The organism is Companilactobacillus kimchiensis, from assembly GCF_001438805.1.
Classification (GTDB): Bacteria; Bacillota; Bacilli; order Lactobacillales; family Lactobacillaceae; genus Companilactobacillus; species Companilactobacillus kimchiensis.
The window spans coordinates 46,327-69,115 of sequence record NZ_JQCF01000012.1 but is presented as its reverse complement, the minus strand read 5'-3'; the positions used below and the strand labels follow the sequence as shown (position 1 = coordinate 69,115).

The window sequence follows — 22,789 nt, the reverse complement described above, 5'->3', positions numbered from 1 at the left end:
TAATGCGGGACTTTACTAATCTTTAGAGAGATAAATTTGGTTAATATAATGACATTACGTCAATTTATAAATAATTTATTGAAAGTAAGATTTTTAGTTAATACAATTGAAATTAAGTAGTAAAAAGGAGTCTTTTAAATGAAAGTAACCCTTCAAGAACAATTAATAAATCAATTAACTAGTTATATTCAAACGTTACCAACGAATGCTAAGTTGCTTTCAGAAAGACAAATGGCTGATAAATATGAAGTTTCTCGTAATACTTTAAGGTTAGCCTTGTTGGAACTAGAAGCCACAGGAATGGTGCGTCGAATTCATGGTAAAGGAACTTTTGTTAATCGTATTAATTTAAATAGTGATTTAGGCAGTAGTTATAAATTCGGTCAACAGATGGAACTACTTGGAAAAAAGCCAACAACCAAAATAGTTAGTTTTGAAAAAAAGGAAGCCAGTGCTTATGTTGCCAAGAATTTACAATTACAATTGGGTGAAATGACTTTGAAAATTAAGCGAATTAGGTTGGCTGATGGTCAACCGATGATGTTTGAACGGACTTTTTTACCCTTAAAAATTTTCCCGACATTAACTGAAGAAATGCTGGTCGATAAGTCAATGTATGATGTTTTTAAACAATTATTTGATGAAAATATTCAGTATGCTGATGAATATTTTTCCGCCGGAATTATTAGTAATTGTGATAGTGAATTCATGGGGCTTCAAGAGGGAACCCCCTGTTTACACTTGAAACGGCAAACGTATGATCTACAAAATAATATTATTGAATTTACTTTGAGTGTGGCTCGAAGTGATGAATTTGCTTATCATGTACGGCACAATGTAGGAAATATAAAAAGCTGATGAAAATTATTCATCGGCTTTTTCAGTTCTCGGTATAAAGAAATACTTCATCGATCTTCTTATTAAAAATTTTAGATAAACGAAAGCAAAGTTCCAAACTTGGTTGATAATGATCGCCTTCAATGGAAATAATAGTCTGGCGTGAAACGTGTGCTAATTCGGCCAGTTGCTTTTGCGAATAGGCATGTTGTTTGCGTAGTTCTTTGACTTGATTCCTGATCACGATGATCGCCTGATTTCTAACTTTATTTTCGAGGCTAGCGTAAAGAATTCTTTACACTAATTCAATCATCTTAACCATTTAAATATTCGTATAATCTATTAAAAAAATACTATTGGGAATTCTAATGCTTATCACATCTGATTAAATAAATTTAGCGTTATAGTATAGACAATTTAGCGATGAATTATTTAGAATTTTTGAGTTGTTTGGTTGGAGGTAGATTATGTCAAAGATAGTCGCTTATCAAATTTTAAAACTAGATATTCCCTTAAAAAGACCCTTTATTACGAGTATCCGAACTTCAAAAAGTTTAAAGGGTATCCTCTGCAAAATAAAACTTAACGATGGACTGATTGGTTTTGGTGAATCGGCGGAGAATATAAAATTAATGGGTGAGAGCCGTGATGAGATGTATCGCTTTGCCAAGGATTTCTTTGATGAATCTTTAAATCGGGATATTGAGGATACTTTATTAGCTCTGCAGAGTTTTTCTAATCACAGCGGTGCCCGCTATGGAATGGAAACGGCTATTTTGGATGCAGTCTCGAAGTCAAAAAGGTTGGAGATATCTGATGAATTAGGATTAGTAGTCAATGAGAGAAATTTAGCCAATGATACTACGGTTAGTCTTCTAGATACTGCCGCAACGATAACTGAGACCCAACGAGTTTTGAAGAAGGGCTATCAACATATCAAATATAAGGTTAATAACGGTGGAACTGAAATTGACCGAATTTTGCAATTGGAGAATATTATTCCTAGTAATGTGGCGATTCGAATTGACCCCAATCAAAGTTGGACTTATGCGGAAACGATAGATGCCATCAGAGCTTTTGACGAATCGACCTTAAACATTGAATTTATTGAGCAGCCGGTGAAAGTTTTGATGTTTGAAGAAATGAAACAGATCAGTTTAAAGACAACTATTCCAATAGTGGCAGATGAGTCGGTTTTTAACTTAGAGGATGCTAAAAAAGTGATCGAGCATGGTTATGGAACGGCTATCAATATTAAGTTGATCAAATGTGGTGGGCCATTGGAAGCAATTGAAATTGCTAATTTTGCTAAAAGAAAAAATGTCGATTGTCTTTTTGGTTGTACTACCGAATCGAATGTCGCAATGACAGTCGCTGCCTATTTGAGTGCAGGGCTAACCAATGTTAAATATATTGATTTAGATGGTTTGGATTATATTGCTGATACACCATTTTGGGGTGGTATTGAAGATCATCATGGAAGTATTACGATTCCAGAGCAAAATTCAGGCTTGGGAATAAATATTAATTCCAAACAAGCTGAATATATTTCAGAGTTTTAGGAAAGATTCTGTTTTCCGTAGTCTACAAAAAATCACACTATATTATTGTTTATGAATTCCAATTAAGGAACGCACAATAATATGGTGTGATTTTTGATTTAGAATTTTTTATAATAATTAACTAATGTGATTTTCTTGCAGAAATAATCAGCATCATTGGTCGACGCAATTCATCTTTCATTCCAGGTACGGTTTTAATTAGCCGTTCGGGTGGTGTAGGTTCAACAACGCCAGTAATATTAAAGTTATTTTTGATTAGAGTATTGAGATAAGTCGTTAAGGTTTTGTGATATTTAACAACCTTTTGACCTAAGAAATTGGCTTCACGTTTGCCTTCAGAAAAGTAATTATCAACTGGCCAATGATCAATTTGACCCTGATCGTCATAAATCCAGTCCTGATTGCCATAGGCAGTAAAGATTGGATGTTCAACTGAAAAGACGAAATCGCCATTTTGAGTTAAACATTGATTAACACGCTGACAAATAAGATTAAAATCAGGCGTATAATGCAGGGCTAAGGAACTTATAACAACATCAAAACTGTCCTTGGGAAAATTTAAATCTTCCATCGCCATTTTTTGATAATGAATATTTGAATAATTATTTTTTTGATTAGCGACTTTGAGCATATTATCTGATAAATCAATTCCTAAAACAGATTTGGCTCCATTTTTGGCAGCGTATAAATCATGCCAACCAAAACCGCAACCAATATCCAGAACTCTTTTTCCATCAAAATCAGGTAGTAATTTTTGAAATTCAGGCCACTCACCAGCGGCTTTTAAACCCTCAACTGATCGAGGAAAATTACTATATGCTTTGAAAAATTCTTGGTTATCATATTCATTTTCTTCCATTATTATCTACGAACCATTTTAACAATAGTTTCAACATGTGGTGTTTGAGGGAACATATCAACTGGTTGTAAGTAAACTACACGATATTGATCGGTCAAATGAACTAAATCTTTGGCTAAAGTTGAAGGATTACATGAAACGTAAACTAATTTGTTAACTGGATTACGATTTAAGGCCTTCATCAAGTCAGTGTCAAGTCCAGTACGTGGAGGATCAACCACCACAGCATTGACACGAATGTCTTCTTTAAGCAATTCTTGATAAACTTTATCAGCTGAACCAACATAATAGTCAGCATTTTCAACATCATTTAACTTGGCGTTTTCCTTAGCGTCTTCAATTGCTTCAGGAATGATTTCAATTCCGTAAACGTGTTTAACTTTGTTGGCCATAGTAATACCAATTGTACCGACACCACAGTAAGCATCCAACAAAACGTCACGTGAGTTTGGTTCCAAAGCTTTGTTGACTAAATCATACAAACGGTCAGTCTGAAGTGAATTTAATTGAAGGAAGGCACGTGGTGAAAAGTTAAAAGTATAACCGTTGATATCTTCTTGAAGATATTCGTCACCCCAAAGGAGCTTAGTTTCGTCGCCCCAAACAGCACCCTTGTCTTCCTTATTAATATTTTGTGAAATTGAACTAACTTCGGGAATTTCTTTTTGGATACGTTCGATCAATTGACGTTCTTTAATAAACTTAGGTGAACGAGTGATGAAAGTAACTTGTAATTGGTTAAATTCAACTGATTCACGAATAACGATCATGCTGAGAATACCCGATTTAGCCTCAGGATTGAAAACAGGAATTTTTAGATCCTTGACCATTTGCACGATTTTGCGCATGGCTGACATAGTTAGATCCATTTGGGTAGGCATTTCAGTTAGATCAACAAGATCTTGTGTACCAGTTTTGTATAAACCACAACGAATTTCGCCATCAATTTCTTGAATAGGGAATTGGGCCTTGTTACGATACTTCTCTTGTTGAACAGAAGCAGCCGTTGGTTTGATCATGTATTTGTCATGAGCAAATGGTTTGTACTTATCAAGGGATTCACGAAGAATGTTAGATTTGAAATTTAGTTGATCCTTGTAGTTGATGTGGGCAAAGTCTAAACCACCAACTTCATCAGCTAAGGCTGGTACATCTGGGTTTCTAAATGGACTAGGTTTTCTGATCTTGTGGATCTTACCATTTAAGAAACGTTCGTGAACATCAGTGATCTCACAAACAATGACATCTTCAGGTACAGCTTTGGGTACGAAAACGATGACATGCTTGAAGAAACCAATTCCTTCACCGTTGATACCGATTCGTTTGATTGTTAGCGGAAACTGATCGCCAACGTTTAATTCTTGCGTAATATTATTTGTGTTCATAGTTTTTCCTTTGAATGTTTTTGCGATAAACTCATAGTAGAGTATAACATGGAGAGGTAATAATATAATGGCAAAAGTCACGAAAATCCAAGCCCAGAAGCGTAAGGGCCGCTATAATATCTACCTTGATGGTAAGTATGCGTTCCCAGTTGCGGAAACGACCTTGATTGAATATCGTTTGATGAATGGGACTGAAATAACAGATGCACAGATCAAAGAAATTCAAGATCGAGAGAACATCAATAAGGCCTATGGCGATGCAGTCAATTATTTAAGTTATCAATTGCGTACTGAAAAAGAAATCAAAGACTACCTATATAAAAAGGAATATCATCGGGATGCGGTTGATTTAGTTATCAAGAAGTTACAGGATCTCCGCTATTTGGACGATGAAGCCTATGCGAATAGTTTTATCACGACACAATTACGAACAACTGCTAATGGCCAGCGAGTGATTGAACAAAAGCTAGCTTTAAAAGGTGTTCCCAAAAATATTATTCAGGATAAGATGTTTGATATTGATCAGGATGCACTTCTAGAGAATGCGATTGATTTTGCTCAGAAACAAGTACGTAAACAAAAAAGGGCCTCATTTAAACAAATGTTGACCAAAGTGCGTCAGAGTTTGTATCAAAAGGGTTTTGACAAAGAAATCATTGAAGAAGCTATTCAGAGTTTAGATTTAGAAGTTGATGAAGATGAAGAATTAGATAAATTAAAAGTATTGGTTAACAAAGTTAAGCATCGTTACGATAAGCCAGCTAAGTTGATCAATTATTTAATGACTAAGGGTTATCATTATGATGAAATAAAACGAGTTTTAGAGGATGAGTATTAGGAAATTGATGGTGTAGTTGTTATATTAAGGAATTAAATCGTATTATTGATATAAACATCATGAGTAGCAAGGTTTCTTGTTGTTTGATACTTTTGGTTGGATAATGAAATTATTAAGTTAAGCAGCCTAGTCTGGAGCAACAAAGCCGATTGGCTCAGCAGTAAAATTATTCTTAGCAATTTATTGCTTAGAATAAGGTCGAGCTTGGAAACAATGTGATTTTCATTGGCTTCAAGTCGTCCTACTGCGTTCCAGCCAAATCGGCTTTGTTGCGGAAGACGGCAGTGAACAATAATATATATAAGCAAGAATCATAATTGGATAGGTATACCTTTTAATAGTTTCACAGCTCTGTTATAATTTTTTTGGATAAGAATTAGATTTTAGAAAGCTGGTAAGTTATGCAAATTCCTAGAGAAGGGGATTACGTAGCAATCCAGAGTTATAAGCATGATGGTCATTTACATCGTACTTGGCGTGAAACAATGGTGTTAAAGACAAGTGAAAACGAAATTATTGGTTGTAATGAGAATACCCTTGTCACAGAAGCAGATGGACGTCGTTGGGTAACAAGAGAGCCCGCACTAGTCTACTTTCATAAAAAATATTGGTTCAATATTATAACTATGATAAGAGAGAGTGGCGTATCTTATTACTGCAATTTGGCGACACCGTTTGCGCTGGACAAAGAGGCCATCAAATATATTGATTATGATTTAGATGTTAAAGTTTTTCCGGATGGAGAAAAAAGATTGCTGGATGTAGATGAGTATGCTGCACACAGTAAAATGTGGAATTATCCACCTGAAATAGACACGATTTTACATGATAATGTCGACGTTTTAATTGATTGGATCGATAAGGGCAAAGGACCATTTTCACAGGCTTATGTTGACCTTTGGATGCAAAGATATAAGGAACTGTCACACCATTAGGGTTGCTATATCCTAAGAGATCGCCCTCGTGGCGGTCTTTTTTTAATAGAGGAGAAAATCGATGGAATTACGAGTACTGAATTATTTTTTGATGATTGCCCGAGAAGAAAATATTACTAAAGCGGCTAAGTTGTTACACGTCAGTCAGCCAACTCTGTCACGTCAAATCGCTAATTTGGAAGGAGAGTTGGGTGTAAAATTATTTGTTCGTCAAAGCCATAAGATATCTTTAACTGAGGACGGTCTTTTGTTGCGTCGACGAGCTGAAGAAATGCGTCAATTAAATGACAAGATTCTTGAAGAGATGTCCGCTGATAAAGAAGATTTGGCTGGTGAGATTTCGATTGGTAGTGGTGAACTGCATAGTATGGTTGAATTGGCCGACATTATTACTAAATTCCATCAACGCTATCCATTGGTAAAATTTAATATGCAAAGTGGTAATTCTGAGGATATTAAACTAGCGATTGAACAGGGATTACTTGATTTGGGATTACTAATTGAACCGGTTGATACCGAAAAATATTCATTTACAAGAATGCATCAACATGAAACTTGGGGCATTTTAGTGGCGAATGATTCCCCGTTAGCAAAGTTGCCATTCGTGACGCCGACTGATTTAAAGGGTGAATCTTTGATCATGTCCAAGAGTCATCCCATGGTCAGTGAAATGAATCACTGGTTCGGTTCAGCTTTAAAGGATATTAAAATTATTTCGACGTATAACCTGCTATATAATTCGGCCATTTTAGTTAAACAAGGTTTGGGGATCGCTTTGTGTTTGAAACTGGAATCCAATTATGAGGGAGTCAATTTTGTCCCCTTACAACCGAAGTTATCATATAATTCTGTCCTGGCTTGGAAGGCCGATCAGATTTCTTCACGAACAGTCAGTGAGTTTATTGATTTTGCTAAGAAATACTTAAAAGACATGTCTTGATATTTATAACAAGTATTAGACATATCTGACATAAGACTTCATACTATGGGTGTTCCGTTAAGGAATACTTATTTTTTTTGAGAGAAAAATTATGAATAAAATAGAAGTTAGTCAAAAATATCAAATACCAATCAAAATTTTGAATGAATACGAATCATGGGGACTCTGTGATGCCGTAAAGATAGTAATGGGGCAGTGGCAATATGATGATACTGATTTGGAACGTCTGAGCACGATTATGACACTCCATAATATTGGTTTCGAGAATAAAGAAATCGAACATTATATGCGCTTATTGTTAGAGGTTAATGATTCGCAACAAACACGAATTGACTTTTTAACTCAAAAAAGAAAAGCTAAACTAGCTTTGATTCATCAACAGGAAAAGCAATTGGAAAAAATCGATTATATGTGTCATGAAATTAAAAATAAATCAAAGGAAGTATTGTAATGTCAATGACAGAACATGAAAAATTATTAGCTGGGCAAGAGTATGATTACCGTGATCCTGAGATTCAAGATATTATGGGGAATTGTCGCAGACTTTTGCAAATCGTTAATCAAACCAGTGATCAAACTAAAAGACAGACTGCTATCAAAGATATGTTCAAGCAAGTCGGCAATGATTTTGCTTTGAATGGTCAAGTTAGTATCCTTTATGGAAAACATATGAGTATTGGTGATAATGTCTTTATCAATGGTAATTGTAATTTCCAGGATTCCAATTTAATTACTTTGGGTGACCGTGTGTTGGTTGGTCCCGATAGTAAATTCTATTGTGGTAATCACTCTATGGATGCAACAAAGCGTTTTGGGACACGTGCCAATGGAGATAAATATTTAATCAGTTATACCAAACCAATTTTTATTGGCAATGACGTTTGGATCGGTGGCAATGTAACCGTTGTCGGTGGCGTTCATATCGGTAATAACGTTATCATTGGAGCAGGTGCAGTCGTTACCAAAGATGTACCTGATAACAGTGTTGTTGGTGGCGTACCAGCCAAATTGATCAAAGAATTACCAGCAATCAAATAATTAAGAGAGGTAAATAGTATGGATTATCGAAAATTAGGTAATACAGGTTTAGATGTTTCGAGAATTTGTTTAGGAACAATGGGCTTTGGACGTCCGGGAAATGAAATGTTTCCTTGGGCTGTTGGTGAAGAAACTAGTGAAGCTGTGGTTAAAAAGGCTTTAGGCTTAGGAATTAACTTCTTTGATACAGCTAATATTTATTCACATGGTGACAGTGAAGAATTTCTTGGTAAGGCTTTAAAGAAGAATGCCAATCGTGATGAAATAGCCGTCGCTACGAAAGTTTTCTTTACACCGTCAGACAAACCTAATCAACATGGTTTATCGAGAAAAGCTATCATGACTCAGATTAATCAGAGCTTAAATCGCTTACAAATGGATTATGTTGATCTTTATATTATTCACCGCTGGGATTACAACACCCCAATTGAAGAAACTATGGAAGCCTTGCATGATGTGGTTAAGTCTGGAAAAGCTAGATATATCGGTGCTTCAGCGATGTATTCATGGCAATTTGAAAAAGCTCAAGCGATTGCTAAAGCTCATAATTGGACTGAATTTGTTTCGATGCAAAATCATTTGAATTTGTTATATCGTGAAGAAGAACGAGAAATGATGCCACTTTGTGAAGACCAGAATATTGCGGTAACACCATATAGCCCACTAGCTTCAGGACATTTGACCCGTCCAACTTGGGATGCGAGAACCAAACGTTCAGAAACTGATAAAGTTGCTCGTAGTAAATATGATGCTGAAGAAACAAATGATATGAAGATTGTTAAACGTGTCAGCGACATAGCCGATAAATACGGAATAACGATGGCACAAGTAGCTTTGGCTTGGTTGTTGCAGAAGAAACAAGTTGTTGCTCCAATTGTCGGTGCTACTAATCCGGATCATCTAGCTAGTTCAGTTGATGCTTTAAAGGTAAATTTGGCTACGGAGGACGTAAATTATTTAGAAGAATTGTATGTCCCTCATCAAGTTGTTGGTGCCTATTCAAAACAAGAAAATGATTTTACACGTTAAGGAGTTTTGTTAGATGACAAAATTAGACGTTTTTGCACATGTTTTACCAGCAGAATTATTGAATAAGATGCAACAACAAGTACCCAATATTGTTGCACAAAATCCGTTTGTTCAAATTCCATCATTAACCGATATGGCGATTAGACATCAAAATTTTCCGACGGATGTTAAACAGATCATTTCGAATGTTAACTTGAATCCAGAGGATTATTTTGATGGTCCCGTTGCAGCAGAGTTGTGTTATCAAGCCAATGATGAAATGTTAAAAATGGTCGCTGATAATAACGATATTTTTGAAAATGCTGTGGCTATGGTACCAATGAATAATATTGATCAAGCCTTAGAAATTATTACCAAGCAAGTAGCAGCGGATAACAAATTTGTCGGAATTCAATTATTTACACGGGCGTTAGGTAAATCAATTGCTGATCCTGATTTTGAAGCGGTCTTTGCCAAGATGTCGGAGTTGAACTTACCGATATGGTTACACCCTGTATTTGATGCTAGGAAACCGGATAATAATATTACATTTAGTTGGGAATATGAATTGACGCAGGCGATGTATCAAATTGTCAAAGCAGGCTATTTTGAAAAGTATCCTAATTTAAAAATAATTGTTCATCACGCTGGCTCAATGGTGCCGTTCTTTGCTGAAAGAATTAAATTCACAATGTCAGAAGTAGAATATAACGACTTCAAGAAATTCTATGTCGACACAGCTATTTTGGGTAATCCTAAAGCTTTAGAATTGGCACTAGATTTTTATGGTAAGGAACATATCTTATTTGGAACGGATGCGCCTTTTGCCAAGATGCCTAATGGAGCAACATCTGAAATTGTTTCGGCCATTGATCAAATGGAAATTGACGAGGCAACAAGAAGTGATATCTACACTGATAATTTTAAAAATTTACTTAAAAAATAATCGAAGGTTGGTTGAGGATGAATTTAACTAAAGCACCGATTTTTAGAATGTATCGTTTAACAATTGCCCCAGATGATCGCCAAAGTTTTGTTAAAGAAGGCAATCATAATATGTTGACTTCACATCAGAATGAATCTGGAACATTGGCAATGTATGCTACTAATGCTGATGAAGGGGGAACCATCAATTATATTTTTGAACTTTATAAAGATTTAGATAGCTATCAAGTCCATGCTAATTCGCCTCAGTTTAAGCAGTATGGACAATTGGCTCAGAAAGTTTTGAAAGAGCGAGAAATGCGGGAGTTAACACCAGAATATTTGATGTCCAAACCGACTGCATTTGCTATCAGCGGAGAGAATGATTATGTTGGTCAATTATTAGAATTCCAGTTGAAAGAAAATACGATTTCTCAATTTGAAAAGCAATTGCCAATAATTATGAAACAATTGATAGAAACTGATAATGGTCCACAAATTAGCTATGCTGCGACAACTGATGAGTCTAAAGAGCATTGGATATTACTAAACGTTTACCCTGATCAGGCAAGTCTAAAAGCAGATACATCAATTTTAGAGCCATTAAATGATTTGATAACTGTTCAAAATAGTCAACAACTGCAGATCGATACAATGGTTGGTCAAAGTGAAATTCAATATAATTTTTAAAGGTTGGTTCATTGTGCTTTATGAATATACAAAATAAATAGGTTATTCCAGTTAGAAAAAGTAGCTAATTGGAATAACCTATTTTAGATAAAATATGAATTTCTATGACTGTTTTTTTACAAAATAAATAATTCTTTACATTCTATTTATCAAAGTTTTACATGAACTTGTTATCCTTGACCTGTTATGGGAGGTGATAAGTTATGAATATATTATTTGGATTAAGTAGTGGTCTGATTTGTTTTCTTAGTTTGTTTAGATATGGGAAAGCAGTAAATCGGCATAGTTTGATATCTAGTGGTATTTTAATTGGATTAATACTTGTTAATTATAATTTTTTCCACGAATCAATAGGCTGGGATTATGGGAATGGATCCTTATATTTCCTATTAGGTTTGGTTATTTTTTCAGGAAGTAAATATGTAGAGTTAATTCAAGGCAAGATTCATGAGAGATTGGGGAATTGGGGGTATTCGATTGGTTTTGTAATGATACTGGGTTTACTTTACAAGGGCAATCAGACTTTAGGGATGTCCAATTTTAGTCTGGGGACTATTGCTTGGGTAATTATACTTGTTTTGATATGTTACAAAGAGATGGTTTAAGACAATGCTTTAATAAAACGATAACTGTCACAGTATAATATAATTAAAGTAATTATATGGGGATCGTGAGGGTTCAAAAATGAAAGTAATTCCAAAGAAGGTTCAGCTAACAGAGCTGTTCTATGACTTAGTATTTGTTTATGCCATTTCACAGGTAACGGGTTTGATTCATCATTTGCCAAAGGGAGCAACTTTTTTTCAACAATTTATTATATTTACGATTGTTATGGTCGTTTTTATTAATACTTGGATGGTGGAAACGGTTTTTACTAATCGCTATGGTAAGAATTCAATCGGCAATATCATGTTCTTCATGGTGGATATGGGGATTCTATTGTTCATGTCGAATAATTTTGTAGGCAATGTTCAGAACTGGTTTCAACCATTTACTATTGCGACAGCTTTTTTATCAGGAACATTGGTTTTACAGTATTTGTGGGTTCATTTAACAACGCACAATAAAAAAGATAAACGGATCTCCAAGCTATTTGTTTCTATTCTATTGTTGCGGACGGTTTTTCTCTTAATAGGTGCCTTATTGCCATTCAGATTTGGCGTCGTCGTAGCTTTGATCGGTATTCTATCAAGTTGGATCTTACCAGGAGTTTTTACCGAAAATATGAAGGGGCATCCAATCAATTTTCCACATTTATTAGAGAGATTAACTGCTTTAGTCATCATTACGATTGGTGAAACCATCGTGGATATAGCGCATTATTTTGATCTCAAGGATTTTAATGTCTATTCAATGTTTATCTTTGTAATTGTCTGTGCGTTATTTATGACTTATATTACACAGTTTGATCATTTCATTGATGAGAATAGGGCCAATGAAACCGGAAATCGTTTAATTTATTTACACTATCCGATTTTATTTGGAATCAGTTTGATCACGGTGTCTTTGAATTTCATTGAAGAAGAATCAATGTCGAAAACTTTTGCAGTAAATATCTTATATGCGGGGATCCTATTATTTTATGCTGGATTATGTTTGGCAGATTACTATAACAAGGCAGGGATTAGTAAAATATTGATAGTTCGAATCTGCTTTGTGGTTTCAACGATTGTGGGTTATTTGATTAGTTTAACAACACAATCATTTGAAATTATTGTATTAGCAACTGTTTTAGTAACGGTCATTAATTCATTTGTATTATCTTGGAGTATGGTCAAACAAACTAATTAAGTCGTAAACTTTACAATAAATTTATTAAAACTTTACATACGGTTGTTATCCTTATATTTGTCTGTTGTCAAAAGGAGGAAGCCAATGGAGTTTTATAATTTAGCGTCAGATTTTAGTTTATTATTAGCAATTCTGTTATCAACAAGTAAATCCGCACGGGTTTTTGATTATAAAGGTATAATTTCGTATTCATTTATTTTCGCTGCATTTTTAATTAGTTATGGCAAACCATGGCTGTGGTCAGGGTACAATGTTTGGTTGGCTCTGATCTTAGTGATTTTTTTAAATAATAGTTTTCAAGGTCGTGAGTTTATGGAGAGAATCAAATCATATCTTGGTCTGTGGCGTTATATGTTATCAATTTTTCTGTGTCTAGTAGCCATTCATATGATGTATGGAATTGCTCATCTCTTGATTCCAGCTTTAGTAATTTTAATTATGCTATTTTTAATTGCAACCAAAAGGGCCAATTAGCATTAAAGGCTTCTTTTTAAAAATGAGAAAAATATATTTTTAAATCAAAAATCCCGTATTAACTGATATATACTACTTCAGTCAATACGGGATTTTACTGATTTTTAGAGCAATAATTATTTTTCAGTATCGTTAAAAGTGATTCCGGATAGGAAATCTTTAATTCTAGTTGTAGGATGATTAAAAAATTCATCCGGAGTACCGTCAAAGAGGATATCGCCATCTTCAACAAAGATAATCTTGTCGGCAACTGAACGAGCAAATTCCATATTGTGGGTCACTAGAATCATTGATTGTCCCATTTTGCTCAAATCCTCAAGAATTAATAAAACTTGAGTTTCCAGTTCAGGATCTAAGGCACTAGTTGGTTCATCCAGAAGAACATACTCAGGATTCATGGCGACTGCACGACAGATAGAAACACGTTGTTGTTGTCCACCAGATAGTTGACTAGGATAACGATCTGCATATTCAGCCAAACCAACTTGGGCTAGATACTGACGAGCTTCTTGTTCAGTCTGTTTCTTGGGACGTTTAAGGACGGTAATTGGCGCCGTAGTGACATTCTGTAGCACGGTTAGATTTGGAAAAAGATTCCAGTTTTGAAAAACCATGCTAGTTTTTTTACGAATATCAAAACTTTGTTTCTTGGAAACTGGTTTTGAATAGTCTAAGGAAATATCACCAAAGTCAATTGTGCCACTCTCAGGTCTAACTAAAAGATCCAGTGATCGTAGTAAAGTTGATTTACCAGAACCAGATGGTCCTAAGATAACCGTAGTTTTTCCATCAGGGAAATCGACTGACAGATCCTTTAGAACTGTTTTATCATCATATGTTTTAACAACATTTTTTAATGTGATCATTAGGCTTCACTTCCTTTAACGTATCTTGAAGTTCTGCGTTCTAAGTAATGTTGGAGGAAAGTAAGTAAGGTACAGATCACAGCATATAGGAAAGCAGCCAATGAATACATTAATAATGGTTGATAATTTTTAGCGGTAATTTGTTGACTGACTTGAAACATTTCCAAAATTGTAATTGAACTGGCCAAAGAGGTATCCTTCACCAAACCAATAAAAGAATTGGATAGTGGTGGTAGAGCAATTCTAACAGCTTGTGGCAACACGATCTTCATCAATGTTTGTCTAGTCGTGAAGTTCAATGTATAAGCAGCATACCATTGATCCTGTGGAACTGACATCAAGGCTGAACGGATTGTTTCTGAGGCATAAGCTCCAGTGTTTAATGAAAATCCGATCACAGCGGCAAGAAATGGTGCCAATTCGATTCCCGCACTAGGAAGACCAAAGAAGATGATAAACAATTGAACTAGTAATGGAGTGGAACGGAACAACCAAACGTAGAAGTTAGCAATGGCACGAAGCACTAACCAAGGATAACGAACCAACTTATTTTCGCTTGGTTGAATGAATTTAATTAATGCAGTTAAAACGGCTAGAATCAATCCAAAGATGAATGAAATGATTGCCAACGGAATGGTATATTGCAACATTGCAGATATCATTTCCGGCAATGACGTGATGATTATATGCCACATGAATTAGAACCCCCTCAATGAGTTAATGATTATTTTTTAGTAATGTCTTCACCGAAGTACTTAACAGAAAGTTTCTTCATAGTACCATCTTTGAATAATTCGTTAGTAGCTTTGGTAACTTGTTTGCTTAATTTAGTTGATTTTTTATTGAAGATTGGAGCAATTTTTGAAGCAGCTAGCTTGTTTTCAGGAATAGTGATGTATTTAAGATCAGTACTCTTGTGATCTTTCTTCCATGTTAAGAAAGCTTCTTTAGAGTTGAAAGCACCCTTAACACGTCCTTGATCGATCATTGACATTGAAGTTTGGAAATCACTTGATGGAACTACATCAGCTTTAAATTTCTTAGCATCGTTAAAGTTGTCGGTACCAGTACCAGCAGCAATTTTTTGACCCTTGATGTCATCAACTGAGTTGATACCTGAACCATCTTTAGTAATGATAACTGATCTTGAGTAAATGTAAGGTGTTGAGAAGAGATATTGTTTCTCACGTGATGGATTCTCAGCAACGTTATTGATAACAACATCAAAGGTATTTGAGTTTAAACCAGCAATCAATGAATCCCACTTTGTAGGAACAAATTTAGCTTTCAAACCAAGTTTCTTAGCAACGGCCTTACCGTATTCAACTTCGAAACCGTCAAGCTTACCATTTTCACGGTATGAATATGGAGCATAAGTTCCCTCCAAACCAATTGTTAAGGTACCAGCAGTCTTAGTATCGCTAGCACTCTTGTTACTTGAGCAACCTGTTAGAACCAAGATTAAGGCCACAAGTGTAGTTAATATTAAAGCAATGCGCTTTTTCATTATATAAATCCCCCTATTAAAATTCATCATTTTCCATTTTCTCATAAATTAAAGATTGTTAGAAAGAATATGTCTCCTAAAATTTAAATAAATCAGTAGAAAGATATCTTTCCCCATTATCTGGTGCCACGGTAACGACGGCTTTGCCTTTACCAAGTTTCTTAGCAATTTCAATAGCACCAAAGATATTAGCACCTGATGAAATTCCAGGTAAAAATCCTTCCTTGTGGCTAACTTCTTGGGCCATTTTGATTGCTTGATCACTAGTTACTTCTATTATATCTGAATAAGCATTCTTATCGAGCGTATCTGGAATGAAACCGGCTGAGATACCTTGAATTTTGTGGGCACCAGTTTTGCCTTCTTTTAATAGAGGAGACTCCGCAGCCTCTAAGGCATAAACTTTCACATCTGGGTAAGCTTTAGTCAAAGCATGGCTAACACCTGTGAGGGTGCCACCAGTACCAACGCCGGCGACGAAACCATCAATTGGAGTGTCATCGAAAGCATCAACAATTTCTTTACCGGTTGTAGCTTCATGAATAGCAGGGTTAGCTGGATTTTGGAATTGCATGGGCATGAAATAACCATTCTCGTTGGAAAGATCAGTTGCACGTTTGATGGCACCACCCATACCTTCACTACCAGGTGTCAAAATTAATTCAGTTCCGTAGCCTTGCATCAACTTGCGACGTTCGATACTCATCGTTTCAGGCATAGTGATGATCAAATGGTAACCTTTAGCAGCAGCGACTAATGATAATCCGATCCCTGTGTTACCAGAAGTTGGTTCAACTAAAGTGTCACCGGGTTTGATCTTGCCAGCCTTTTCAGCGGATTCAATCATTGATAAAGCAATCCTGTCTTTAATAGAACTACCAGGATTAAAGAATTCCAATTTGACATAGACGTCAGCAGCACCTTCAGGTACGACCTTGTCTAACTTAACAATAGGTGTGTTTCCAATAAGTTCAGTAATATTTTGGGCAATTTTTGTCATAATAAATTTCTCCTTAGCAAGTAGTTAATTTATGTTCATTGACTGTTTGGAGCCAATTTTTGTAAAAATTTTCTTGAGTCTGTTTCCAAAAAAACATTGGTCTGTGATCGAGTGGTGAGTAGTAGTTGCTGGCAGGAAAAGCGCCATGAACTTTAGGACTATTCAATTCACGTTGATACTCTTTATCAAGACCATCTCGCTGATATTCTAAGTGAGAAAAGATAAAGGTTTGATGTTTTTGGGTTGATTCAACCAATGTCAGTAATCCGTTTTGACTGATTGAATTGACTTTGAGGGTAGGTTCGGATTCTAGCTGTTCATGATCCATCTCCGCAAAACGGGCGTGGGGAGCTGGAAAGTTATCACTGATATTTTTGAGTAAGGGTGTTTCAGCTAAAATCTGGTTTTGGAAAACGCCAAAGGCTTTGTGTGGTAGGATTTTTTTATCAATATCATATAAACGATTCAAGGCGGCCATGGCGCCCCAACAGACATAGAGTTGAGGGATGTTTAATTGATCCAGTAAATCGATCAGCTCATTGATTTCATCAAAGTATGAAACTTGAGGAAAATCTAATTTTTCAACGGGGCTGCCGGTAATGATAAAACCATCTAAGTCTTTTACTTCGCTTAAATCTAATGGCGACATGCTGTTGGTAATATCTGAATTAAGTTGCCGATTAAGATAACGAGTAGCTGAATAATAAAACTTTAATTCAACATTATCACCTAAAACATTTTGAAAGTTTTGCATAGTTTCTAGTTTGTTTTGCATTAAATTTAAGATACCAATTTTGATTTGTTCCACAAGTAACTCCTTTCTAAGTAGTTCTAAACACAAAAAAACGGAGCTGACTAATGTCAACTCCGTTTGATATTTATAGTTTTCACTACTTGATTATCAATTGAGTGGTATTAGGCATGTTGAAATAGCATAGTAATGTTCATTCATTACTACGCAACAACATGATTTAATTTGTTTTTGATTAAAGTTCATATTTAACATGTCCAATTCCTCCTGCAATTAAGTTGTCTAAAATTTACAATTAAATAATTAATAAGTCAAGCTTTATTTTTTCTTTTCGGTATAAATCGATAATGATTCAAATTCTAAGTATGAGGCTAGAGTTAGTGACAATACTAAGATCAAGACTAACCAACCGAGGGTCCTACCTAGGATGACTGTTAACGGCATAAATTTAGCAACTAGATAAATACTAGCCGTTGAAAGGCAGAAATCGACTAATAAATTAGCACTGATAACAAATCGACTTCTTTCCAAAATAAAGAAGTTGAGTAGCCCTTTGAGAACTTTTTGAGTGGAACTGCGATACATTATCAAAACGGGGCGTTGGGCGATAACCTTGACCGCAAACATACCAAATGCTCCGATAATTCCACCAACAACAATTCGCCACGTCAAAGCGTGAAGGACAAGTGAGTTATACGAGACCCCAATAATCGATAAGCAAAGGATGTAAGGGATGATAAAGAAGAATAGGTAAATCACAGCAATTTTTTTATTAGACATTTTTGAATACTCCCTATATACTGATAGTCTTATTTTAGCATTAAAAAGCTGTATTGTTGAATACATTAACACCTGTTATAATTGTTTTGTTTATATTCTAATTTTACTAATGAAAGAGAGTGCGAGTTAAATGAGTGGTGACCCTTCTGGAGCGTCGCTTTCCGGGCAGCTGATATTAATAATTGTTTTGACAATTTTAAATGCTTTTTTTGCAGCAGGCGAGATGGCGATTGTATCCGTGAATAAAACGTCGGTTGAAGAAAAGGCGAAAAAAAGTAAAAAGGCCAAGAAGATTCTACAATTGATCAATGAACCAAATAAGTTCTTATCAACGATCCAAGTGGCAATAACATTAGCAGGTTTCTTATCATCTGCAAGTGCTGCAATGACGTTGAGTGCAAGTTTGGAATCAGTGATTGGTAATTTTCATGGTAGCCGGGAAGTATCAGTAATAATCATAACGATAGTTTTATCGTTTATTACTTTAGTTTTAGGGGAATTGTATCCTAAAAGAATAGCGTTACAACGTCCATATGAAGTGGCAAGCTTTACACAACCATTGATTGGTTTGTTCAGTAAGATTCTTAGTCCCTTTGTTTGGTTGTTGAATGCCACAATCAATTTATTGATGAAAATCACACCAATTGATTTTGATAAAAAGGACCAACCAGTCACTAGAAATGAAATGATTGCGACTCTTAAGAAATCCAGAAATAACGGAACGATTAATTCTGATGAGTATCAAATGTTACAAGGAATTATTCGTTTTGGTGATAAAACTGCTCGAGAAATTATGGTTCCTAGAACCGATGCCTTTATGATCGATATCAATGATTCAGTCGATGAAAATATTGATGCTATCCTAGGACAACCATATTCTAGGATTCCAGTTTATGGTGCTGATAAAGATAATATTATTGGTATTATTCATATTAAGGATCTGCTAAAGAAATCTCGTGAAGTTGGTTTTGATAATATTAGTCTTAAATCAATTATGAAAGAACCATTGTTTGTTCAAGAAGGTACTAATATCGATGGTTTATTATTAAAAATGCGTAGTACTCAAACTCAAATATCAATGGTGGTTGATGAGTATGGTGGAATCGTTGGGTTAACCACAATTGAAGATATCTTAGAAGAAATTGTTGGTGAAATTGATGATGAATACGATCCAATAACCAAGAATTTCCAACGATTAGGTGCTAATAAGTTCTCAATTATTGGACGAATGACCATTGAAGATTTTGATGAATTATTTGAAGAAGAAATTCAAGTTGATGATGTTGATACAATTGCGGGTTATTTAATCATGAATCTTGGTGAAATACCTGACGCAAAACATCCGAAATCGTTTAAACTAGAGGATGGTATTATTATTACATCTGGAGAATTGAATGGCTCAAGAATTGAGAATGTTATTGTGACAGTTCCTGATGCCAAATTAAAGAATGTAACTACTAACATGTACAAAAAGGAATACTAGTCGTATTTCTTTTTTTTCGAGGAAAATTATGTTGTAAATATATTAATGAATTAGCTCGTATTTATGGAATTGATTATTTTCTAAATCTAGAAAGGAAACATGCAAAATGGATAAAAATGAATTAAAACAAGAAGTTAACAAACGTAGAACTTTTGCAATTATCTCTCACCCGGATGCTGGTAAAACTACTATTACAGAGCAAATGCTTTACTTTGGTGGGGTTATTCGTTCTGCCGGTACCGTTAAGGCTAAAAAATCTGGCCAATTTGCGACATCTGATTGGATGGAAATTGAAAAGAAACGTGGTATTTCCGTTACCAGTTCTGTTATGCAATTTCATTATCGTAACAAGGATATCAATATTCTGGATACTCCAGGACATGAGGATTTTTCTGAAGATACTTACCGGACTTTGATGGCAGTCGATGCTGCGGTCATGGTAATTGATTCTGCCAAGGGTATCGAACCACAGACCAAAAAACTTTTTAAAGTTGTTAAGAAACGTGGAATTCCTATCTTTACCTTTATGAACAAACTTGACCGTGATGGTCGTGATCCACTTGATTTGATTGCCGAATTAGAAGAATTACTAAATATTGAAGGTTGCGCCATGAACTGGCCTATCGGTATGGGTAAGGAACTAAAGGGTCTCTATGATATGCGTAACAATCGTTTGGAACTTTATCGTAAGGATGGCGATGATCGTTTCTTACCATTAAATGACGAAGGTAAGTTAGCTGAGCATAATCCAATTGAGGACGAAAGTGTTTACGACCAAGCCCTTGGTGAAGTTGAATTGGTAAAAGAAGCTGGTAATCAATTTGATCGTGATAAGATCATGGCTGGTAATCAAACTCCAGTTTTCTTCGGTTCAGCTTTGACAAACTTTGGTGTGGAGACATTCTTGAATAGTTTCTTAGATATGGCTCCAGCTCCAGCGGCACATAAAGAACAAGATAGTGATGAAATTGTTCAACCTGATGATCCAGAGTTCTCAGCCTTTGTCTTTAAGATTCAGGCTAATATGAATCCTAATCACCGTGATAGAATTGCTTTCGTCCGTATCTGTTCAGGTGAATTTGAGCGTGGAATCGACGTTACCTTACAGAGAACTGGGAAAGTCTTACGTTTGAATAATGCGACTGAATTTATGTCTGATCAAAGAGAAACTGTTAAAACCGCTGTGGCCGGTGATATTGTTGGATTATACGATACTGGTAATTTCCAAATTGGTGATACTATCTATACTGGTAAAAAGTCAGTTCAGTTTGAAGACTTACCACAATTTACTCCTGAAATGTTCATGGAAGTTCAGGCTAAGAACGTTATGAAGCAGAAGTCATTCCACAAAGGGATGCAACAATTGGTTCAAGAAGGTGCCGTTCAATTGTATAAGAAATATACAACTAACGACTATATCTTGGGTGCAGTTGGTCAACTTCAATTTGAAGTGTTCCAATTTAGAATGAAGAACGAATACAATTGTGATGTTGTGATGAATCCAATTGGATCAAGAATTGCTCGCTGGGTCGATCCAGAACAACTTGATCAATCAATGTCGTCAACTAGAAATATGTTAGTTAAGGATCTAGACGATAAACCATTGTTCTTGTTTGAGAATAGATTTGCCGAAAACTGGTTTGTAAGTAAGTATCCAGATGTTAAGTTAAGTTCAAAATTATAGGAAATCGCTGAATAGCGGTTTTTTTTATTGTAAAATTTTGATGGTAGTGTAAAAAAATCACAATAAAAGGAGGGTCAAAGTGAACATTCAACAGAACTCAGATAGTGTAATATAAGGGGATTCGTTTCAGAAATTGTAAAAATATAATTCTAACTACCGATTATTTTTTTGATTTATAAAAATAATATTTTTATAATCATTTACGGAAAATTATTGAAAATTAAGTTAAATTCCGTAATCAAGTATAAGAATTCTTTAAATTCTTAAGAAATTCTTTAAGTCAAGTAACAAAAAATTACAATTTATTTTCGAATGTTTAATTCTTGTTACAAATCGTGAGTTTTGTTGAAACTACTTTTTTTAAATAGTAGTCTATAAATAGATTATTTATTAAGGGGAAACCATTCTATGTCTAAAAAAAATCTAATCACTAGTGCCTTAGTACTTGGCACATTAGCTGCAACCGCTACTCCTTCAGTAGTATCAGCTGCAACAACTAACGATGCTCTTGATGCAACTGCATCACAAACAAGCACTGAACAAGTAAATAACAAATCACAAGATAATAATTCAAATGTAATTGCCGGATCAACTGTAAAAAAGGCTGATACAACTATTGCTAACTCAGCAACTGTTCAAGCAGCTAGTGAATCAGCAACTAATGCATCAAATACTACAGCCATTATTCAAGCTGCTTCAGGTATCACTGCTGCTCAACAACAACAATTTTTAAATGATGCTGTTCCAATGGCTAAAAAGGCCGCTGCACAATATGGTGTTTACACTTCTGTTATGTTGGCACAAGCTATTCTTGAAAGTGCATGGGGTACTTCAACTTTAGCTACACAAGGTCATAACTTATTTGGTATTAAGGGTGACTATAACGGGTCTTACGTAACAATGCCAACTTCAGAATGGAGCGCTTCACAAGGTTGGTATACAATCAATGCTAACTTCAGAAGTTACCCAAGTTACCTTGAATCATTCTCTGATAATGGTGATAAACTTCGTAACGGTGTTGCTTGGAACTCAAGTTTCTACAGTGGTACATGGAAAGAAAATACTAGCTCATACAAGGATGCAACTGCTTGGTTACAAGGTAGATACGCAACTGCTCCTAACTATGCTTCATCATTGAACAATTTGATTTCAACTTACAACTTGACTCAATATGATGGTGCTGACACACCTGAAACAAATGGTGGTTCACAAACAAACAGTAATACTATCAAGGTAAATTCTAAAACTAGTAATTTTGTAATGTTAGTATCATTCAAGGATGATGGTTCAACATCTCCAATTAGAGATCGTGCATTATCAAACAATACTGCTTGGTATACAGATCAAACTAAGACATATAATGGTCACACATATTACCGTGTTTCTACTTCTGAATGGGTAGAAGATACTTATTTAGCTTAGTAGTTTATTTTAAAG

Annotated in this window: 25 protein-coding genes; 16 read left to right on the top strand and 9 right to left on the bottom strand. The window is 35.2% G+C overall.

What is annotated here, in order from left to right:
• Positions 1-138: 138 nt before the first annotated feature.
• Positions 139-858, top strand: a complete 720-nt coding sequence (locus tag IV57_RS07535; protein ID WP_057880903.1) for a GntR family transcriptional regulator — start codon at positions 139-141, stop codon at positions 856-858.
• 22 nt (positions 859-880) lie between these two features.
• Here the strand turns inward: IV57_RS07535 and IV57_RS07530 are convergent, their stop codons facing one another.
• Positions 881-1,081, bottom strand: coding sequence for a helix-turn-helix transcriptional regulator (locus IV57_RS07530; protein ID WP_236704339.1), 201 nt, complete (start codon positions 1,079-1,081; stop codon positions 881-883).
• 223 nt (positions 1,082-1,304) lie between these two features.
• On the opposite strand from IV57_RS07530, the gene IV57_RS07525 reads away from it, so the two are divergent.
• A complete protein-coding gene (locus IV57_RS07525) occupies positions 1,305-2,399 on the top strand; it encodes a mandelate racemase/muconate lactonizing enzyme family protein (RefSeq protein ID WP_057880902.1) in 1,095 nt (364 codons plus the stop codon).
• Between the two features lie 121 nt (positions 2,400-2,520).
• On the opposite strand, the gene IV57_RS07520 is transcribed toward IV57_RS07525, so the two are convergent.
• Together IV57_RS07520 and rlmD are read right to left on the bottom strand one after the other, a co-directional pair.
• Positions 2,521-3,258: a class I SAM-dependent methyltransferase gene (locus IV57_RS07520; RefSeq protein ID WP_057880901.1), complete on the bottom strand. Its 738-nt coding sequence runs from the start codon at positions 3,256-3,258 to the stop codon at positions 2,521-2,523.
• A 2-nt stretch (positions 3,259-3,260) separates the two neighbouring features.
• Positions 3,261-4,643 (bottom strand): 23S rRNA (uracil(1939)-C(5))-methyltransferase RlmD, encoded by a 1,383-nt coding sequence (gene rlmD, locus IV57_RS07515; protein ID WP_057880900.1) that lies wholly within the window; start codon positions 4,641-4,643, stop codon positions 3,261-3,263.
• Between the two features lie 67 nt (positions 4,644-4,710).
• On the opposite strand from rlmD, the gene recX reads away from it, so the two are divergent.
• The 11 genes from recX to IV57_RS07460 all read left to right on the top strand — a co-directional run bounded on the left by recX (position 4,711) and on the right by IV57_RS07460 (position 13,281).
• Positions 4,711-5,481: a recombination regulator RecX gene (gene recX, locus IV57_RS07510; RefSeq protein ID WP_057880899.1), complete on the top strand. Its 771-nt coding sequence runs from the start codon at positions 4,711-4,713 to the stop codon at positions 5,479-5,481.
• 401 nt (positions 5,482-5,882) lie between these two features.
• Complete coding sequence (gene ntdP / locus IV57_RS07505) at positions 5,883-6,416, top strand: nucleoside tri-diphosphate phosphatase (protein WP_057880898.1); 534 nt, start codon at positions 5,883-5,885, stop codon at positions 6,414-6,416.
• 61 nt (positions 6,417-6,477) lie between these two features.
• Positions 6,478-7,356: a LysR family transcriptional regulator gene (locus IV57_RS07500; RefSeq protein ID WP_057880897.1), complete on the top strand. Its 879-nt coding sequence runs from the start codon at positions 6,478-6,480 to the stop codon at positions 7,354-7,356.
• Between the two features lie 91 nt (positions 7,357-7,447).
• On the top strand, positions 7,448-7,807 hold the full coding sequence (locus tag IV57_RS07495; protein WP_057880896.1) for a MerR family transcriptional regulator: 360 nt from the start codon (positions 7,448-7,450) through the stop codon (positions 7,805-7,807).
• Positions 7,807-8,394: a maltose acetyltransferase domain-containing protein gene (locus IV57_RS07490; RefSeq protein WP_201782904.1), complete on the top strand. Its 588-nt coding sequence runs from the start codon at positions 7,807-7,809 to the stop codon at positions 8,392-8,394. The genes IV57_RS07495 and IV57_RS07490 overlap by 1 nt, the downstream gene beginning before the upstream one ends.
• An 18-nt stretch (positions 8,395-8,412) precedes the next feature.
• Positions 8,413-9,423: an aldo/keto reductase gene (locus IV57_RS07485; RefSeq protein ID WP_057880894.1), complete on the top strand. Its 1,011-nt coding sequence runs from the start codon at positions 8,413-8,415 to the stop codon at positions 9,421-9,423.
• Between the two features lie 13 nt (positions 9,424-9,436).
• Complete coding sequence (locus IV57_RS07480) at positions 9,437-10,348, top strand: amidohydrolase family protein (protein WP_057880893.1); 912 nt, start codon at positions 9,437-9,439, stop codon at positions 10,346-10,348.
• 17 nt (positions 10,349-10,365) lie between these two features.
• Positions 10,366-11,016 carry a putative quinol monooxygenase gene (locus tag IV57_RS07475; RefSeq protein ID WP_057880892.1) on the top strand — a complete coding sequence of 217 codons (651 nt, stop codon included), beginning with the start codon at positions 10,366-10,368 and terminating at the stop codon, positions 11,014-11,016.
• A gap of 203 nt (positions 11,017-11,219) precedes the next feature.
• Positions 11,220-11,621, top strand: coding sequence for a hypothetical protein (locus tag IV57_RS07470; protein WP_057880891.1), 402 nt, complete (start codon positions 11,220-11,222; stop codon positions 11,619-11,621).
• A gap of 79 nt (positions 11,622-11,700) precedes the next feature.
• Positions 11,701-12,807, top strand: coding sequence for a low temperature requirement protein A (locus tag IV57_RS07465; protein ID WP_057880890.1), 1,107 nt, complete (start codon positions 11,701-11,703; stop codon positions 12,805-12,807).
• A gap of 84 nt (positions 12,808-12,891) precedes the next feature.
• Positions 12,892-13,281, top strand: coding sequence for a hypothetical protein (locus IV57_RS07460; RefSeq protein WP_057880889.1), 390 nt, complete (start codon positions 12,892-12,894; stop codon positions 13,279-13,281).
• Between the two features lie 116 nt (positions 13,282-13,397).
• Here the strand turns inward: IV57_RS07460 and IV57_RS07455 are convergent, their stop codons facing one another.
• The 6 genes from IV57_RS07455 to IV57_RS07430 all read right to left on the bottom strand — a co-directional run bounded on the left by IV57_RS07455 (position 13,398) and on the right by IV57_RS07430 (position 18,185).
• Positions 13,398-14,147 (bottom strand): amino acid ABC transporter ATP-binding protein, encoded by a 750-nt coding sequence (locus IV57_RS07455; protein WP_057880888.1) that lies wholly within the window; start codon positions 14,145-14,147, stop codon positions 13,398-13,400.
• Positions 14,147-14,842 carry an amino acid ABC transporter permease gene (locus tag IV57_RS07450; protein WP_057880887.1) on the bottom strand — a complete coding sequence of 232 codons (696 nt, stop codon included), beginning with the start codon at positions 14,840-14,842 and terminating at the stop codon, positions 14,147-14,149. The genes IV57_RS07455 and IV57_RS07450 overlap by 1 nt, the downstream gene beginning before the upstream one ends.
• A gap of 29 nt (positions 14,843-14,871) precedes the next feature.
• On the bottom strand, positions 14,872-15,654 hold the full coding sequence (locus IV57_RS07445; RefSeq protein ID WP_057880886.1) for a transporter substrate-binding domain-containing protein: 783 nt from the start codon (positions 15,652-15,654) through the stop codon (positions 14,872-14,874).
• 76 nt (positions 15,655-15,730) lie between these two features.
• Positions 15,731-16,654: a cysteine synthase A gene (cysK, locus tag IV57_RS07440; protein WP_057880885.1), complete on the bottom strand. Its 924-nt coding sequence runs from the start codon at positions 16,652-16,654 to the stop codon at positions 15,731-15,733.
• A gap of 13 nt (positions 16,655-16,667) precedes the next feature.
• Entirely contained in the window at positions 16,668-17,462 is a 795-nt protein-coding gene (locus IV57_RS07435) for a homoserine O-acetyltransferase/O-succinyltransferase family protein (protein ID WP_057880884.1), read from the bottom strand.
• Between the two features lie 261 nt (positions 17,463-17,723).
• Positions 17,724-18,185, bottom strand: a complete 462-nt coding sequence (locus IV57_RS07430; RefSeq protein ID WP_057880883.1) for a hypothetical protein — start codon at positions 18,183-18,185, stop codon at positions 17,724-17,726.
• Positions 18,186-18,315: 130 nt separating this feature from the next.
• Here IV57_RS07430 and IV57_RS07425 point away from each other — a divergent pair, with 130 nt between their 5' ends.
• From IV57_RS07425 to IV57_RS07415, 3 genes are all read left to right on the top strand, one after another.
• Positions 18,316-19,668, top strand: a complete 1,353-nt coding sequence (locus tag IV57_RS07425; protein WP_057880882.1) for a hemolysin family protein — start codon at positions 18,316-18,318, stop codon at positions 19,666-19,668.
• 106 nt (positions 19,669-19,774) lie between these two features.
• Positions 19,775-21,352, top strand: coding sequence for a peptide chain release factor 3 (locus IV57_RS07420; protein ID WP_057880881.1), 1,578 nt, complete (start codon positions 19,775-19,777; stop codon positions 21,350-21,352).
• Positions 21,353-21,760: 408 nt separating this feature from the next.
• The gene (locus IV57_RS07415) at positions 21,761-22,774 is read left to right on the top strand and encodes a glycoside hydrolase family 73 protein (protein WP_057880880.1); all 1,014 of its coding nucleotides are present in this window, start codon (positions 21,761-21,763) and stop codon (positions 22,772-22,774) included.
• Positions 22,775-22,789: the final 15 nt, after the last annotated feature.